A 17,224-nucleotide genomic window follows, 5' to 3' on the forward strand; every position below is an offset into this window, starting at 1 on the left:
TGCCGGACGCTGCGGGCGCCCCTGTGCGTCTGCCCGGGGGCTTCTTGACGAGGACAGGAAATGGATGACTTGGCGGGCGTGCTGATCCTGATCGGCCTGATCGTGCTGGCGGTGCCGGTGCTGCTGATCCTGGCGCTGGTGTCGATCGCTGGCCTGAAACGGCGGGTGGCGGTGCTGGAACAGCAACTGGAGGGTCTCCGCGACACCGTCGCCGGCAATGGCGCGGAACACGACGGCCGGACCGCGGCGCCCGTGCGCGAGCGTGTCCGGACGGAACCGCGGGCTGAAGGCGAAACGTCACCGACGCTCGCCGATCTGATCCGTTCGCCTTCTCCGCAAGCGGAGTCTTCCCCACCGCCGCGCGCGACCGCGCCGATCCCGCCGCCCCTGCCGCCGGTGGCCGCGTCCGCGGCTTCCGCGGCACCTTTGCCGGGGCGGGATCCGAACCAGAACCCGAATCCCACCCCGCCGCCGCCACGCGCGCCCTCGGCGCCGATCGAACCGCCGCGCCCGGATTTCATCAGCCTGGGCCTGCGCGCGATCAAGCGCTGGTTCACCGTCGGCAACGTGCCGGTCAAGATCGGCGTGCTGGTGCTGTTCGCCGGCGTGGCGGCGCTGCTGAAGTACGCCAGCGACCAGGGCTGGCTGCGCCTGCCGGTCGAACTGCGCCTGGCCGGTATCGCCGCGGCCTCGCTGGCCGCGCTGGTGTTCGCGTGGCGCAAGCGCGAAAGCAACCGCAGCTTCGCCCTGTCGCTGCAAGGCGGCGCCATCGGCATCCTGCTGCTGACGGTGTTCGCCGCGTTCAAGCGCTACGAATTGCTCGAGGCCATGCCGGCGTTCGCGCTGAGCGTGATCCTGATCGCCGGCGCGGGCGCACTGGCGGTATTGCAGAACGCGAAGGCGCTTGCCGTGTTCGCGATTCTCGCCGGCTTCCTGGCGCCGATCTGGCTGTCCACCGGCAGCGGCAACCATGTCGCGCTGTTCTCGTACTACGTGGTGTTGAACGCGGCGATTCTCGGTGTCGCCTGGTGGAAGCCGTGGCGCATCCTCAACCTGCTGGGCTTCGCCTTCACTTTCGGCATCGGCACGGCATGGGGCCTGGTCGACTACCAGCCGTCCAAGTTCGCCAGCACCGAACCCTTCCTGCTGCTGTTCTTCGCGTTCTACCTGGTCATTCCGCTGTTGTACGCGCGCCGGCAACCGGAGGGTCGGCGCGGCCTGGTCGAAGGCTGCCTGGTGTTCGGCACGCCGCTGGTGGCGTTCTCGCTGCAGGCCGGGTTGCTGCATGGTGAACGCCTGCCGCTGGCCTTCAACGCGCTGGGACTGGCGGCGCTGTACGCGCTGCTGGCGGCCGCATTGCGCCGGCGTGGCGGTTTCGTGCGGTTGGTGCCGTCTTATGCGGTGCTGGCGGTGGGTTTCGCCACCCTCGCGGTACCGCTGGCGCTGTCCGCGCATGCCACCGCCAGCGTGTTCGCCCTGGAAGGCGCGGCACTGATCTGGCTTGGCCTGCAACAGCAGCGCCGGTTGCCGCTGATCAGCGGCACGGGTTTGCAGCTGTTGGCGGCGTTCGCGTTCGTGGTGGGCATGGGACGGCTGGCGCCGGTGACCGCGATCGCCAACCCGCAATTCATGGGCGCGCTGTTGATCGCGCTGGCGGGCTTGGCGAGCGCATGGGTGCTGCGCGCGCGCGACAGGCAGGTACCCGCGCTGGTGTTCTATCTGTGGGGGATGGCCTGGTGGCTGGGCACCATGGTCAATGAAATCGGCCGGTTCATCGCCTGGGACGCGCGCGCCGACGCGATACTCGCGCTGATCGCGATCACCGGCTGGATCGCCGCGGAGGTGCACCGCCGCCGCCCGGCGACCGCGCTGGCGCTGACCACCTTGCTGGGACTGGCCGCCGCGTTGCCACTGGCGCTCGCGCAGGTGCAGGCGCACGACCAGCCATTCGCCGGCCATGGCGCGCTGGCGTGGCTGGCCTACGCGGCGCTGGGCGTGCGCAGCCTGTTGTGCCTGCGCGCCAGCGAGCATCCGCTGGCCGGATGGGCGCAGTTCGTCTGGTTGCTGGTGTGGCCGTCGGTCCTGTCCATGCTGCTGGCATGGATGGGCGGACGCTTCGAACTCGCGGAAGGCTGGCGCGTGCTGGGCATCGCCCTGCCGTGGCTCGCCGCGGCCGCACTGGGCCTGTTCCGCTGGCCCTGGCTGGCCGCGCCGCTGGGCGAGCGCTTCGACGGCTACCGTCGCGCGTTGCTGGCGGTGCTGTTCCTGATCCTGGGCATTGCCGGGCTGTGGTCGCTGTGGCTGGCCGGTGACGCCGCGCCGTTGCCATGGGTGCCGTTGCTCAATCCGCTGGAACTGGCGCAATTGGCGGTCTTCGTCCTGCTGGCCTGCTGGGCATGGGCGCCGCAGGCACCGGAATGGCTGCGGCAGTGGCGGCCGATGGCGCTTTCCCTGCTCGGCTTCGTGTTGATCACCTCGGTCGTCCTGCACGGGGTGCATCACTGGGGCGGGGTGGCCTGGAACGGCAACCTGATCTCGACCGGCCTGGCCCAGACCAGCCTGACCGTGGTGTGGAGCGTGCTGGGCGTGCTGGGCTGGATCGCCGGGTCGCGGCGCGGCCAGCGCTACCTGTGGCTGGCCGGCGCGGTGCTGATGGGCGTGGTGCTGGTGAAATTGATCCTGGTGGATCGCGGCAACCTGGGTGATGTGCTCGGCATCGCCTCCTTCATCGCCTATGGCCTGCTATGCACGATCGTCGGCTATCTGGCACCAGCGCCGCCGCGCGCGGCCACCACGGGAAACGAGGAAGAACACGCATGAATCCTATGGCATCACGTATCGCGCAGGGCCTGCTGCTTGCGCTGTTGCCCGCACTGGCGCTGGCCGGCTCCCGTGGCGACTATGCGCGGGAGTGGCCGCTGGGCACCGTCGAACCCGAGGCCGGTGCCTACCGCGTGGTGCTCGACGAGGCGGTCTACCGGCAGCTGCAGTCGCCGGGATTGCGGGATCTGGAGGTGTTCGACGCGCGCGGCCAATCGGTGCCCGCGGCACTGTTCGACCCCGCGCGTCCGGATGCGGCGCCCGCGCGGATCGAAGCGCTGCCGTGGTTTCCGCTACCGGCGATGACCGGCGCGGCTTCGCGCGACATTGCCGCAATCAGCGAGATTGCCACCGATGGCAGTCTGCGCAGGGTCGAACTGCGTGGCGCGGAGGACGCGCGGGACGGCGGCATCCTGATCGACGCCAGCCGGCTGGCATCGGCGCCGGCGGCGCTGAGGGTTCGCTGGGCAGCGGGGCAGGCGCCGTTCGATCGCGCCTACCGGGTGCTGGCATCCGACAATCTCCGCGATTGGCAGACCGTGCAGGAGGAAGCGCACCTGGTCGAACTGGAGAACCAAGGCCAGCGGATCACGCGCGATCGCATCGAACTGTCGCCGGTGAAGGCGCGCTACCTGCGGCTGACGCCGCTGGCGGCGAACCTGGCCCTGCGGCTGGAGCGGATCGAGGCCGAACTGGCGCAGGCAGGCGGCGGCGCGGCATGGGCCTGGCAGGAACTGCCGGCGACCCGCAACGAAGATCCCGACGGCACCGTCCGTTACGAATTCACCCTGCCAGGACGTTTTCCCGTCGAACGTGCCGATGTGCTGTTGCCCGGCAACAGTACCCGGTCGTGGACACTGGAATCCCGTGACGCGGCCACCGCGCCGTGGCGCCGGGCCGCGGCCCCATGGGTGGCCTACCGGCTGCAATCGGCAGGACGCACGGATGCGTCGCCGCCCCAGACGCTGGACGGCATGCGCCGGGATCGCCAATGGCGCCTGACCGCCGCGCGCGGCGTGGCGGTGGAATCGCCGCGCCTGCGCCTGGGCTATCGGCCCGAAACGCTGGTGTTCGTCGCCCAGGGCGAGGCACCGTTCACCCTGGCGGCCGGCAGCGCGCGCGCGCAGCGCGACGATGCGCCGCTGGCGGATCTGGTGACGGCGCTGCGCGGGCAGCGCGGCCCGACCTGGCAACCGGCGCTGGCGACACTGGGAGCGGCCCGGGTGGTGGGAGGCGATGCGGCGCTGACGCCGGCGCCGCCACAGCGCGACTGGAAGGCCTGGCTGCTCTGGGGCCTGCTGGTCGCCGGTGCCCTGCTGGTGGCCGGATTCGCCTTCAGCCTGCTGCGCAAGCCACCGCCGGCCTGAATCACGCGGTTTGCGGCGCCCGCGCGCAGCCGGGACAATAGGCTTCTTTCCCCCCGCCCCGAAGGAATGCCCATGTCCATCGTCCGCATGACCGACCTCGACCTCGCCGGCAAGCGCGTGCTGATCCGCCAGGATCTCAATGTGCCGATCGAGGATGGCCGGATCACGTCCGAACAGCGCATCACCGCGTCGCTGCCGACGCTGAAGCATGCACTGGGACAGGGCGCGGCGGTGATGGTTGCCTCGCACCTGGGGCGTCCCAAGGAGGGCGTGTGGAGCGAGGCCGATTCGCTCGCGCCGGTGGCCGCGCGCCTGTCGGCGCTGCTGGGCGTGGACGTGCCGCTGGTACGTGACTGGGTGGACGGCGTGGAGGTGGAACCCGGCCGGATCGTGCTGCTGGAAAACTGCCGGATGAACGTGGGCGAGGGCAAGGACGACGAGGTCCTGTCGAAGAAGTACGCCGCCCTGTGCGACGTGTTCGTGATGGACGCGTTCGGTACCGCGCACCGCGCGCAGGCGTCGACCCACGGTGTCATCCGCTTCGCCGGCGTGGCCGCCGGCGGCCCGCTGCTGATGGCCGAACTGGACGCGCTGGCCAAGGCGCTGGACAAGCCGGCCCGGCCGTTGCTGGCGATCGTGGCCGGCAGCAAGGTGTCGACCAAGCTGGAGCTGCTGTCCAACCTGGTCGGCAAGGTGGATCAGCTGATCGTCGGCGGCGGCATCGCCAACACCTTCATCGCCGCCGCAGGGCACGCGGTCGGCAAGTCGTTGTACGAGCCGGACCTGATTGAAACCGCGCGCAGGATCGATGCGGACGCCAAGGCGCGAGGCGCCGACATCCCGCTGCCGTCCGATGTGGTGGTGGCGAAGGAGTTCAAGGCCGATTCGCCGGCCGAGGTGAAGGCGGTTGACGCGGTGGCCGCCGATGACCTGATTCTCGACATCGGTCCGCAGACCGCGGCGCGCTATGCCGAGATGATCCGTTCGGCGGGCACGGTGTTGTGGAATGGTCCGGTCGGCGTGTTCGAGTTCGACGCCTTCGGCAAGGGCACCGAGGCGCTGGCACGCGCCATCGCGCAGTCGCCGGCGTTCTCGATCGCCGGCGGCGGCGACACCCTGGCCGCGGTCGACAAGTACGGCATCGCCGACGAGGTGAGCTACATCTCCACCGGCGGCGGCGCGTTCCTGGAATTCCTGGAAGGCAAGACCCTGCCGGCGGTGGCCGCGTTGGAGGCCCGCGGGCAGTGACGCGCGACACCCTGTTCTTTGATCTCGACGGCACCCTGATCGATTCGGCCGTCGGGATCACCCGCTGCGTGGCCTATGCGCTGGATCAACTGCAACATCCGATCCCGCCGGAGGTGGAACTGCGCCGTTGGATCGGCCCGCCGTTGCGCACCAGCTTCGCGCCGTTGCTGCAGGATCCGCAACGAGTCGAACAGGCGGTCGAACACTACCGCACGCGCTTCGAATCGCATGGCTGGGCCGAACACGACGTCTACGAGGGCATCGGCGAGACGGTGGAAGCCCTGCACGGCGCCGGACACCGGCTGGCGATCGTCACCGCGAAGAACGAGCCGCATGCGCGCAAGATCGTCGCGCACCTGCCGTTCGGGCACCGCTTCGCCGACGTGATTGGATCCACCATGGATGGCCAGCTGAGCCATAAGCCTGAACTGATCGCCGAGGCCATGCGCCGGTTGTCGCTGTCGCCGGCGCAGTGCTGGATGATCGGTGATCGCCACATGGACATCGACGGCGCGCGCCACCATGGCATGCGCAACATCGGCGTGCTGTGGGGATTCGGTGGCGAGGCGGAACTGCGCCAGGCCGGTGCGGATCGGCTCGCCGCCGTGCCCGCGCAGCTGCGCACGCTACTGGCCTGAAAGTCGCGCCCGCCAGCGGGCGGGCGCGCAAACCGGGGTGCGATCGCAGCATGGCGGCGCATTCACGAGACCAAAAAAATACCAGTATCGGCACGCCATTGGTGCGCGCGAAACCGCTTGAAAACAGCGGTTTCGTCGAATCCACTCCGCGCCGTCGATGCGCGTGCCGACGTACGGTTTCCGTCATCACCATCACGGCCATTGCAGCATGCGCGCGGTGTGGTAGCGTTTGCCCCAATTCAGGGAACCGTACCAATGATCGAACGCCAGCGCCGCACCAAGATCCTCGCCACCCTCGGACCGGCCACCGATCCGCCGGGCGTGCTTGACGAACTGTTCCGTGCCGGCGTCAACGTGGTCCGCCTGAACTTCTCCCACGGCGATCCCTCCGGCCAGGCCAGGCGTGCCGCCGCGGTCCGAGCGGCCGCGCAGCGCGCCGGTGCCGAAGTCGGCATCCTGGCCGACCTGCCGGGACCGAAGATCCGCATCGAGCGCTTCGCCGAAGGCAAGATCGTGCTCAAGGCCGGCGCGCGCTTCGATCTGGTCGCCGATGCCAACGCGCCTGCCGGCGACGTGTCGCAGGTCGGCGTGAGCTATCTCGGGCTGCCCGGCGACGTGACCCATGGCGACACCCTGCTGCTCGACGACGGCTTGATGCAATTGCGCGTGGAGCAGGTGGAAGGCGCCCGCATCGTCACCACCGTGCTCAACGACGGCGTCCTGTCCGATCGCAAGGGCCTGAACAAGCTCGGCGGCGGCCTGTCGCTGGGCGCGTTGACCGAGCGCGACAAGGAACTCATCGCCATCGTCGCCGAGATCGGCGTCGACTTCATCGCGGTGTCGTTCTGCCGCAACGCCGAGGACATGAACGAGGCGCGGCGCATTGCCCGCGAGCACGGCAGCGATGCCGCGCTGGTGTCGAAGATCGAGCGCACCGAGGCGATCGAGAACCTCGCCGAGATCGTCGAGGCCAGCGACGTGGTCATGGTGGCGCGCGGCGATCTGGGCGTGGAAATCGGCGATGCCGAACTGCCGGGCCTGCAGAAGAAGATCATCCGCGAGTCGCTGGCGCGCAACCGCGTCGTGATCACCGCGACCCAGATGCTGCAGTCGATGGTCGACAATCCGATCCCGACCCGCGCGGAAGTGCTGGACGTCGCCAACGCGGTCATCGACGGCACCGACGCGGTGATGCTGTCGGCGGAAACCGCAGCGGGCAGTTACCCGGTCAAGGCGGTGGAGGCGATGGCGCGCATCTGCCTGGGCGCGGAAAAACAGTTCGAGACCGACACCGATTTCGAGAAGGCGCCACGCGACCTGGCGCGTGCCGACCAGGCCATCGCGATGGCCGCCATGTTCCTGACCGAACATATCGGCGTGCGCGCGATTGTCGCGATGACCGAGTCCGGCGGCACCGCCCGTTACCTGTCGCGTTTCCGCGCGCGTGCGCCGGTCTATGCGTTCTCCCGCCACGACGGCGCCCGCCGGCGGATGGCGATGATGCGCGACGTGTTCCCGATCGCGTTCGACAGCCGCGGGCTGGCGCCGCGCGAGGCCGCGCGCGAGGCAATGCGCTGCCTGTACGACCGCAAGCTGCTGTCCGAGGGCGACCGCATCATCTTCACCAGCGGCGATCACATGGAAAAGCACGGCGCCACCAACACCTTGCGCCTGCTGCAGATCGGCATGCAGGGGCAGGCCGAGGGGCTGGGCGAGTTGTAATTGCCTTCCATTCGGGCGAGGCTGCATGTTCTCGCCCGAAGAATGGAAGCGGAGTTCATGACCAGGACCAATGCCTACACGCTGTTGTGTGTCGCGATTCGCGCGGTTGTCGTCTGGTTTTTCGCATCCCTGCTGTTGACGCTTCCCGGCATCCTGCTGGGGGTGCGCAATGGCGGTTACGACGGCGGCATCGTCTGGCTGGTGATGGGAGCCGTGCTGCTCCCGGCAGTGATACTCGGGCTGGCCTGGCTGTTTGCCGACAAGCTGGCGCGCCTGGCGTTGGCGCGGCCGCAGGAACCGGTGTTCGACAGCGGTATCGAAGCGAATGCCTGGCTGGGCCTGGCGTTTTCGATCATCGGTGCCTACTTCCTGTTCCAGGTACTTCGTGATGCGGTGCCGCTGCTGGTCCAGTGGATCATGCTGTCGCGCGCGACGGCGGGCTCGCTGTGGCTGGAGGGCGATTCCCAGCCGTTCCTGATCAACGCGGCGAGTCTGGTGATCGAAGCGGTACTGGCCGGGGTTTTCCTGTTGCAAGGACCCGGACTGGCCCGCCTCGTGCATCGTTGGCGTTATGGACGGAATCCCGACGAGCAACGCCAGGCTCCGGAGTGAAACGCCACGTCGCCGTCACGCCACGCTTGTAATCGTTTGCAAATTCCACCGGCCCAAGGCGCTCTCGCGATTGGGCTATAATTGGTATCTTTCCCGCCGCTCCTCCAGGACCCACATGAGCATCGAACAGCTTGCCGAAACCGCCCAGGCCATGGTGGCCGCGGGCAAGGGCATCATCGCGATCGACGAATCCACCAGCACCATCGCCAAGCGCTTCGCCGGCGTGGGCATCGAGAACACCGAGGAAAACCGCCGCGCCTACCGCGAACTGCTGCTCACCACGTCCAAGCTGAGCGACTACATCTCCGGCGCCATCCTGTATGACGAGACCATCCGCCAGTCCACCAAGGACGGCGTGCCGTTCGCCAAGTACATGGCCCAGCACGGCATCATCCCGGGCATCAAGGTCGACAAGGGGACCCACCCGCTGGCCGGCTGCCCGGGCGAAGTGGTGACCGAGGGCCTGGATGGCCTGCGCGATCGCCTCAAGGAGTACTACGCGCTGGGCGCGCGCTTCGCCAAGTGGCGCGCGGTGATCAACATCGGCGAGGACATTCCGACCGGTACCTGCATCGAGGCGAACGCACACGCGCTGGCCCGCTATGCGGCGCTGTGCCAGGAAGCCGGGCTGGTACCGATGGTCGAACCGGAAGTGCTGATGGACGGCGAGCACGACATCCAGACCTGCTACGAAGTCACCGAGGCCGTGCTGCGTTCGCTGTTCGCCGCCCTGTACGAGCACAACGTGCTGCTGGAAGGCACCATCCTGAAGGCCTCGATGGTCGTGCCCGGCAAGGATTGCCCGGACCAGGCCGACGTCGAGGAAGTCGCCGAGTCCACCGTGATGTGCCTGAAGAGCACCGTGCCGGCGATCCTGCCGGGCATCGTGTTCCTGTCCGGCGGCCAGAGCGACGAGGATGCGACCGCCCACCTGGACGCGATGAACCGCCTGGGCGCGCTGCCGTGGCCGCTGTCGTTCTCCTATGGCCGCGCCATGCAGCAGGCCGCGCTGAAGCTGTGGTCCGAGGACCTGAAGGGCAACTTCGCCAAGGCCCAGTCCACCGTGTATGCGCGCGCCAAGGACAATGGCCTGGCCGCGCTGGGCAAGTGGGAAGGCTGAGCGGGCTTTCCCGCCAGTCGGTACCGACGAAACGCCGGCCTCGTGCCGGCGTTTTTCTTTTGTGGTACCGGGCGTGGAAGCTTGGGGAACCTGAACGCGCGTTCAAGAAAAATGGTTTCCCTCTATATAGTTGCCTAGGCAGCTATATCATAGGCAGCCATGAGTGAGTCCCACGACACCGTGTCCCCCGCTTCCCTCGGCTATCTCATCGCCGACCTCAGCCGCCTGTATGGCCGGGTGTTCGATCGGCGCGCCGCGCACCTGGGCCTGACCCGGGTCCAGTGGCGCGCGCTCAAGCGCATCCACCAGAACGAAGGGCTGACCCAGGCGGCGCTGGCCGACGTGATGGACATGGAGCCAATCGCGGTCGGCCGGGTGATCGATCGCCTGCAGAAGGCCGGCTTCGTCGAACGCCGCAACGATCCCGCCGACCGCCGTTGCTGGCGGCTGCACCTTTCGCCGCAGTCGAACGAACTCATGGATCTGATCGAGGGCGTCGCCACCGGCCTGCGCGAGGACAGCCTGGCCGAAGTCGATCCCGTCGAGCTGCAGACCACCCTGGGAGTGCTGTCCCAGATCCGCGAAACCCTTTCCCAGCTCGACCGCGCCAGTCGCGGCGAGTCTTCCCTGCGCAAGTGACCCCACCACCATGACCACCAAGATCAATGCCGCCGCCGAGCAGGCGGCCACTCCCGCTCCTCCCCGACGCCGGCGCGTACCGCTCTGGCTGTGGGTCGCCGCGCCGGCGGCGGTCATCGGCTTCTTCGGCTGGGAGTGGGTGGTGTCCAGCCGCCAGGTCGGCACCGACAACGCCTACATCAAGGCCGAGCGCATCCTCATCGCGCCGCAGGTCGGCGGGCGGGTGGTGGAAGTGGCGGTGACCCAGAACCAGCCGGTGAAGAAGGGCGATCTGCTGTTCCGCATCGATCCCGAGCCGTTGCAGATCGCGCTCGCGCAGAACGAAGCGACCCTGGCCTATGTCGCCAACACCGCCAGCGCCAGCCGCGCCAAGGTGACCGGCGCGGGTACGTCGGTGTCGGCCAAGCGCGAGACCTTGGCCTGGGCGCAGCGCGACCTGGTCCGCATGCAGCAGCTCGCCAGCCAGCAACTGGTCTCGCGCAAGATGCTGGACGACGCGCGACACGCCGTGGCCGAAGCGAAAACCGACCTGGCCGACGCGATCGCCTCCGAATCGGAAGCCAACGCCGCGCTGAGCGGCAGTGCGGGCACGCCGCTGCAGGAACTGCCCGGCTATCGCGGCGCGCTGGCGATGCTGGCCAAGGCGCGGCTGGACCTGGCCCATGCCGAGGTGCGCGCGCCGGTGGACGGCATCGTCGGCCTGCACGACCTGCAGGTGGGCGAGTACATCAATGTCGGCCAGACCGCGATGCCGCTGGTGGCGACCAACCCGATCTGGGTGGAAGCCAATTTCAAGGAAACCGAGCTGACCAAGATGCACGTCGGCCAGCCGGCGACCATCGAGGTCGATACCTATCCGGGCGTGAAGTGGAAGGCGCACGTGGCCTCGATCGCGCCGGCCTCCGGTGCCGAGTTCAGCGTGCTGCCGCCGCAGAACGCGACCGGCAACTGGGTGAAGATCGTGCAGCGCATTCCGGTCCGCCTGGAGATCGACGGCGCCGACAAGCAGGACGCGCCACAGTTGCGCGCCGGCATGAGCGCCGACGTCAAGGTCGATCTGCGCGGGCCCGATGGCGGTAGCCACGCCGGCAAGGCGACGGCCGCGCGCTGATTTTTTTTCGTCATTCCGGGCGTCTGCGGACCGCATTGCGGCGCTGTGGTGGAGTCGTGGTGGGTTCCGCGGCGCTCCGGGATGACTCCTGATTCCAGACCGTGGCGATGTGTTGTCGCTGCGGCCATCCGCGGGCCGTGACGCCATGATCAGCCGATTGAAGAACAACGACGCGAACGGCAACCGCACCCTGCTGGTGGTGTCGGTGATGCTGGCGACGCTGATGCAGGCGCTGGATACCACCATCGCCAACGTCGCCCTGCCGGACATGCAGGGCTCGCTGTCGGCGACCCAGGACCAGGTGTCGTGGGTGCTGACCAGCTACATCGTCGCCGCCGCGATCCTCACCCCGGTCACCGGCTGGCTGGCGGGGCGATTGGGCCGGCGTCGCCTGCTGATCATCGCGGTGGGCGGTTTCACCGTGGCCTCCCTGCTGTGCGGCATCGCCACCGGCATCGGCGAAATGGTGTTCTACCGGATCCTGCAGGGTGTGTTCGGCGCCTCGCTGGTGCCGATCTCGCAGTCGCTGCTGCTGGATGCCTTTCCCAAGGAAAAGCACGGCGCGGCGATGGCCATGTGGGGCATGGGCATCATGGTCGGTCCCATCCTCGGCCCGCCGCTGGGCGGCTTCCTGACCCAGAACTACAGCTGGCACTGGGTGTTCCTGATCAACCTGCCGATCGGCATCCTGGCGCTCATCGGCATCCTCGCCAGCGTCAAGAAGGATCAGCCGCACGAACGGCCGCTGGACGGCATCGGCCTGGGCCTGCTGGCGCTGGGCATCGGCGCGCTGCAGCTGTTCCTGGATCGCGGGCAGGGTGAGGACTGGTTCGGCAGCCTGGAGATCCAGATCGAGGCAGCGCTGGCGTTCCTCGCCCTGTACATCTATGCCTTGTGGTGGTGGCGCCATCGCGAGCACGCGCTGCTGGATCTGGGCCTGCTGAAGAACGCCAACTTCGCGGTGGGCTGCGCGCTGATCTTCATCGTCGGCATCGTCCTGTTCGCGACCCTCGCGTTGTTGCCGCCGTACCTGAGCACGTTGATGAACTATCCGGTGTTGACCATCGGCCTGGTCCTGGCGCCGCGCGGCGTCGGCACCATGCTCAGCATGATGGTGGTCGGGCGCCTGCTGGGGCGGGTGGACGCGCGCGGACCGATCCTGGTCGGCATGGGCCTGATGGTGCTCTCGCTGCACGGCATGACCCAGTTCGGCCCCACCGCCTCGATGTCGGCCATTGTCTGGCTGGGCGTCATCCAGGGCTTGGGCCTGGGACTGGTGTTCGTGCCGATTTCGACGGTCGCCTACGCAACCCTCGAACCCCACCAGCGCACCGAGGCGGCCGGGCTTTTCAGCCTGGTCCGCAACATCGGCTCGTCGGTCGGCATTTCGGTGGTGATGACGCTGCTGTCGCGCGCCGGACAGATCAACCACGCCGAGATCGGCGCTCGCATTCCCGCCTTCGGTGCCGAGACCACCCTGCTGCCGCCGATGTGGAATCCGGACACGGTGAGCGGCGCGGCGCTGCTCAATGTCGAGGTGATGCGGCAGTCGGCGGCGATCGGCTACCTCAACGACTTCAAGCTGATGATGCTGTTGACCCTGGCGTCGATGCCGCTGGTGCTGCTGATGCAGAGCGGCAAGCACCCGTCCGCCGGTTCCGCGGGGGCGGACGCGGCGGCCGCGCATTGATGGGAATCACCCGGTCATGGGCGCGTCGCGGGTCGCGACCGCTTGCCCGGGGATCGCAAGGGGTACCGGTAGTTCGCGACTTGCGTCGTCCCCACCGCCCGCAGGACTAGAATGATGTCCATGAAACTGCTCGGCATCCATCATGTCGCCATCATCGCTTCGGACTATGCGCGTTCGCGGCGTTTCTACACCGAGGTGCTCGGGCTGGAAGTGATTGCGGAGCATTACCGCGAGGCGCGCGATTCCTGGAAGCTGGACCTGCGGGTGGATGATCGCACCCAGATCGAGCTGTTCTCCTTTCCCTCGCCACCGGCGCGCACCTCGCGCCCGGAAGCGTGCGGCCTGCGCCATCTGGCGCTGCGGGTGGCGGACCTGGATGCGGCCGTCGCCCATCTCGCTGCGCATGACGTGGTGGCCGAGCCCGTCCGGATGGACGAGTTCACCGGGCGACGCTTCACCTTCTTCGCGGATCCGGACGATCTGCCGCTGGAGCTTTACGAGGATTGAAACGTGATGGTCGTAGGAGCGGCGTGAGTCGCGACCGTAGTGCCGAGGCTCGGTCGCGACTCACGTCGCTCCTGCGGAAGCGGGACGATCAGTGCCCCGCGTCGGTATCGCGCAGGAAATCGATCAGACCGTTCACGTAGGTCGACTGATCGTCGTACATCGCCATGTGGCTGCCTTCCGGGCAGAACAGGTAGCGTCCCTTCGGCAAGCGCTTGCTCATCATCTCCATGTAGGCCGGATCCATGGTGTCGTGGCGGGCGCCGATGACCAGCGTGGGGATCGGAATCCTGCCCAGGTCCGCGGTGCGATCCCACTTGGCCAGGATGCCGCTGGCGCCCAGTTCGCTGGGGCCCTGCATGGGCACGTAGACTTTCTTGTTGATGTGGGCGAAGGAGCGGTTGACCGGTTCCGGCCACTGCGCGGCGGGCATGCGCAGGACGTGCGCTTCGTAATGCGGCAGCAGCAGCTCCATGTAGCGCGGATCGTCGAAGCGCTTCTCCGCTTCCAGGCGCTTGATCCCGGCCAGCGCGGCAGGGTCCATCTTCGGTTCCAGCACTTTGTGCGCGTAGTCGTTGTACGCCGGGATGCTGGACATCATGTTGGAGATGATCAGCCCCTTGAGGTGCTGCGGATACTTGAGCGCGTACTCCATCGCCAGGATGCCGCCCCAGGAATGCCCGAGCAGGTAGAAGTTGTCCCGGTCCAGCTTCAGTGCCTGGCGGACCTGCTCGACTTCCTCGACGAAGCGCGCGGTGTCCAGCAGGCGCGGATCGTCAGGCTGATCGCTGTAGGCCGAACCCAACTGATCGTAGTAGTAGTACTCGATGCCCGCGGCGGGCAGGAAGCTGTCGAACGCCTCGAAGTACTCATGGGTGGCGCCGGGCCCACCGTGCAGCAGGAGCAGCTTGATGCGCGGATTGTTGCCGACCCGCTTGGTCCAGACCTTGAAGTCGCCGGCCGGGGTGTGGATCGGAATCATCCGCGCGCCGCCGGACAGCACGTCGTCGCGGCCGCTGTTGTCGAAGTAGCTTGCCGGTGGCGTCGACGGCGCAGCAGGCGCGGATTGCGCACTGGCGATGCCGGAGACGAGGAACAGGGACGACAGCAGCAGCGAACCGGCCAGCTTCATGACGAACTCCGCGACGGTGGACCGTGGCGAGCCTAGCAACCGGCGCGAAGCCCCCGCAACCGCGCGGGCGGATGCGCATGCGGTATGCGCGGCCTCACCGCCATGGAATGGCGGCAAGGTGCGATGGCGGCGATGGGGGGCGGTTCATTTGCCGCCCAGGAACGCGGGGTCAGCCCAGCGAGGCCAGCCACTCGTCGTCGGAGCCCTCGTTGACGCCTTCGAACAGCGGGGTGGAGAAGTAGCGCTCGCCGGTGTCCGGCAGCACCGCCAGGATGACCGATCCTTCGCTGGCCTTTTCCGCGACCTGCAAGGCGGCGGCGACGGTGGCGCCGGCGGAGATGCCGACGAAAATGCCTTCCTCCGCGGCCAGCCGGCGCGAGGTGGCGATGGCACTGGCGTCGTCCACGGTCACCAGTTCGTCGAACACTTCCCGGTTCAGCACCTCCGGCACGAAGTCCGGGGTCCAGCCCTGGATCTTGTGCGGTGCCCAGTCCTTGCCCTGCAACAGGGAAGCGCCGGCGGGCTCGGAGGCGGTGATGCGCACTTCCGGGCGCGCCACCCGCAGCACTTCGCCCACGCCGGTAAGGGTGCCGCCGGTGCCCCAGCCGGTAACGAAATGATCGAGGCGGCGGCCGGCGAAATCGCGCAGGATTTCCGCCGCGGTGGTCTGCCGGTGATAGGCCGGATTGGCCGGGTTGGCGAACTGGCGGGCGAGGAACCAGCCATGCTTCTTGGCCAGTTCCTCGGCCCGGCGCACCATGCCGCTGCCGCGTTCGGCGGCGGGCGTCAGGATGACCTTGGCGCCGTAGGCGCGCATCAGCTTGCGGCGCTCGATGGAGAAGGTCTCGGCCATGGTGGCGACGAACTTGTAGCCGCGCGCGGCGGCGACCATCGCCAGCGCCACGCCGGTGTTGCCGGAGGTGGCCTCGACAATCGTGTCGCCCGGCTTGAGCAGGCCCTTGGCCTCGGCGTCCAGGACGATCGCCAGGGCCAGGCGATCCTTCACCGAACCGCCGGGATTGAACGATTCCACCTTGGCGTAGAGCTCGACGTGCGCAGGCGCCACGCGGTGAAGCTTGACCACCGGCGTGCGGCCGATGGTGTCCAGGATGCTGTCGTAGATGGGCATGAAGGGATCTCCGGAAGGGTATGTCAGGCGGCGTGCGGGAGTGTGGCGGCCGAAAGGTGATCGGAACGTGGTGGCGCGGCCAGCGGCGCCTGGCCGAACCAGTGCAGGGTATCGGCCAGGCCGGCGACCTCGCCGAGGACGAGCAGGGCGGGTGATGCCACCCGGTGGTGGCGGGCGGTTTCCGCCAGCCCATCCAGGCGGCCGGTGATCACGCGCTGTTCGGCGCGTGACCCATTCTCGATCAACGCGAACGGCGTCGAGGCCGGACACCCTTCGGCGGAAAGTCGCGCCTGCACCGCCTCCAGTCCGGCCACGCCCATGTAGAACGCCAGGGTCTGGCGGCCACGCGCCAGTGCCGCCCAGTCCAGGGTGTCCAGTGAATCCTTGCAGTGGGCGGTCACCAGCCGCACCGACTGGGCGTGGTCGCGGTGGGTCAGGGGAATGCCGGCGTAGGCCGCGCAGGCCACCGCCGCGGTGATGCCGGGGACGACTTCGTAGGCAATGCCATGCGCGCGCAGGAACTCCAGTTCCTCGCCACCGCGGCCGAACACGAACGGGTCGCCCCCCTTCAGGCGCACCACCCGGCGACCGGCGAGCGCATGCTCCAGCATCAGCGCGTGGATGCTTTCCTGGCGCACGCTGTGGCCCTGCGCGGACTTGCCGACCTCGATGCGCAGCGCGTCGCGTCGCGCCAGTTGCAGGACCGCGTCGCTGACCAGCCGGTCGTGCAGGATCACGTCGGCCTCGTTGAGCGCGCGCAGGCCGTTGAGGGTCAGCAGGCCGGGATCGCCGGGGCCGGCGCCGACCAGGACCACCGCGCCCGGCGGCCGCGACACCGGCGCGGCCAGCGCGTCGGCGAGCGCCCGCTCGGCCTGCTCCGGGTGCCGCTGCCGCAGCAGGCGCGGCAACGGGCCGGCGAGCAGTTGTTCGAAGAACCGGCGGCGCGCGCCCGGTTCCGGGAAACGCGCGCGGATGCGCTTGCGCTCGCGGGCGAGCAGCGCGGTCAATGCGCCCCAGGACTCGTCCAGCCAGGTTTCCAGCTGCCGACGCAGGTGCCGCGCCACCATCGGCGCGCCGCCGCCGCTGGATACCGCGATCTGCAGCTCTCCGCGCTGGACCACCGCCGGCACCTGGAAGCTGGACAGCGCCGCGTCGTCGACCACGTTGGCGAGCACCCGGCGGCGGCTGGCGGCATCGGCGACGGCGCGATTGACGCCCGCGTCGTCGGTGGCGGCGATGACCAGCCAGACGCCGTCGAGCGCCCCCGCGCGGAAGGTTCCGGGTTCCCAGCCGATCCGGCCGGCGTCGGCCAGCGCCTGCAGGGCAGGGGTGAGGGCGGGCGCCTGCAGGTGGATGCGGGCGCCGGCTTCACGCAGCGCCTGCACCTTGCGCTCGGCGACCGCGCCGCCACCCACCACCAGCACCGGGCGGTCATGCAGATCGGCAAAGAGGGGGAACAGGGTGGCCACGGCGGAGCGACTGATTCGAGGCT

The 17,224-nt window shown here is 68.6% G+C and carries 14 protein-coding genes; 11 read left to right on the plus strand and 3 right to left on the minus strand.

Annotated features, from left to right (window positions below):
- Nucleotides 1–69: 69 nt before the first annotated feature.
- The 11 genes from AC3DE2_RS01985 (at nucleotide 70) to gloA2 (ending at nucleotide 13,474) form a co-directional block, all read left to right on the plus strand.
- Complete coding sequence (locus tag AC3DE2_RS01985; RefSeq protein ID WP_488425239.1) at nucleotides 70–2,820, plus strand: DUF2339 domain-containing protein; 2,751 nt, start codon at nucleotides 70–72, stop codon at nucleotides 2,818–2,820.
- Nucleotides 2,821–2,825: 5 nt separating this feature from the next.
- The gene (locus tag AC3DE2_RS01990) at nucleotides 2,826–4,187 is read left to right on the plus strand and encodes a DUF3999 domain-containing protein (RefSeq protein ID WP_488424852.1); all 1,362 of its coding nucleotides are present in this window, start codon (nucleotides 2,826–2,828) and stop codon (nucleotides 4,185–4,187) included.
- 72 nt (nucleotides 4,188–4,259) lie between these two features.
- The gene (locus tag AC3DE2_RS01995; protein WP_488424853.1) at nucleotides 4,260–5,435 is read left to right on the plus strand and encodes a phosphoglycerate kinase; all 1,176 of its coding nucleotides are present in this window, start codon (nucleotides 4,260–4,262) and stop codon (nucleotides 5,433–5,435) included.
- Nucleotides 5,432–6,073 (plus strand): HAD hydrolase-like protein, encoded by a 642-nt coding sequence (locus tag AC3DE2_RS02000; protein WP_488424854.1) that lies wholly within the window; start codon nucleotides 5,432–5,434, stop codon nucleotides 6,071–6,073. The genes AC3DE2_RS01995 and AC3DE2_RS02000 overlap by 4 nt, the downstream gene beginning before the upstream one ends.
- 255 nt (nucleotides 6,074–6,328) lie before the next feature.
- A complete protein-coding gene (gene pyk / locus AC3DE2_RS02005) occupies nucleotides 6,329–7,795 on the plus strand; it encodes a pyruvate kinase (RefSeq protein ID WP_295382530.1) in 1,467 nt (488 codons plus the stop codon).
- Nucleotides 7,796–7,852: 57 nt separating this feature from the next.
- On the plus strand, nucleotides 7,853–8,407 hold the full coding sequence (locus tag AC3DE2_RS02010; RefSeq protein WP_488424855.1) for a hypothetical protein: 555 nt from the start codon (nucleotides 7,853–7,855) through the stop codon (nucleotides 8,405–8,407).
- 115 nt (nucleotides 8,408–8,522) lie between these two features.
- Entirely contained in the window at nucleotides 8,523–9,527 is a 1,005-nt protein-coding gene (locus AC3DE2_RS02015; protein WP_488424856.1) for a class I fructose-bisphosphate aldolase, read from the plus strand.
- Nucleotides 9,528–9,686: 159 nt separating this feature from the next.
- A complete protein-coding gene (locus tag AC3DE2_RS02020) occupies nucleotides 9,687–10,166 on the plus strand; it encodes a MarR family winged helix-turn-helix transcriptional regulator (protein WP_488424858.1) in 480 nt (159 codons plus the stop codon).
- Between the two features lie 10 nt (nucleotides 10,167–10,176).
- Nucleotides 10,177–11,277 carry an HlyD family secretion protein gene (locus tag AC3DE2_RS02025; RefSeq protein ID WP_488424859.1) on the plus strand — a complete coding sequence of 367 codons (1,101 nt, stop codon included), beginning with the start codon at nucleotides 10,177–10,179 and terminating at the stop codon, nucleotides 11,275–11,277.
- Between the two features lie 145 nt (nucleotides 11,278–11,422).
- Complete coding sequence (locus AC3DE2_RS02030; protein WP_295382534.1) at nucleotides 11,423–12,967, plus strand: MDR family MFS transporter; 1,545 nt, start codon at nucleotides 11,423–11,425, stop codon at nucleotides 12,965–12,967.
- A 120-nt stretch (nucleotides 12,968–13,087) separates the two neighbouring features.
- The gene (gene gloA2 / locus AC3DE2_RS02035) at nucleotides 13,088–13,474 is read left to right on the plus strand and encodes an SMU1112c/YaeR family gloxylase I-like metalloprotein (protein WP_488425240.1); all 387 of its coding nucleotides are present in this window, start codon (nucleotides 13,088–13,090) and stop codon (nucleotides 13,472–13,474) included.
- A gap of 88 nt (nucleotides 13,475–13,562) precedes the next feature.
- On the opposite strand, the gene AC3DE2_RS02040 is transcribed toward gloA2, so the two are convergent.
- The 3 genes from AC3DE2_RS02040 to cysG all read right to left on the minus strand — a co-directional run bounded on the left by AC3DE2_RS02040 (nucleotide 13,563) and on the right by cysG (nucleotide 17,201).
- Entirely contained in the window at nucleotides 13,563–14,603 is a 1,041-nt protein-coding gene (locus AC3DE2_RS02040) for a proline iminopeptidase-family hydrolase (protein ID WP_488424860.1), read from the minus strand.
- 169 nt (nucleotides 14,604–14,772) lie between these two features.
- Nucleotides 14,773–15,732 carry a cysteine synthase A gene (cysK, locus tag AC3DE2_RS02045; protein WP_488424861.1) on the minus strand — a complete coding sequence of 320 codons (960 nt, stop codon included), beginning with the start codon at nucleotides 15,730–15,732 and terminating at the stop codon, nucleotides 14,773–14,775.
- Nucleotides 15,733–15,755: 23 nt separating this feature from the next.
- On the minus strand, nucleotides 15,756–17,201 hold the full coding sequence (cysG, locus tag AC3DE2_RS02050) for a siroheme synthase CysG (protein WP_488424862.1): 1,446 nt from the start codon (nucleotides 17,199–17,201) through the stop codon (nucleotides 15,756–15,758).
- Nucleotides 17,202–17,224 lie beyond the last annotated feature (23 nt).

Source organism: Pseudoxanthomonas sp. 68-E7, assembly GCF_057773145.1.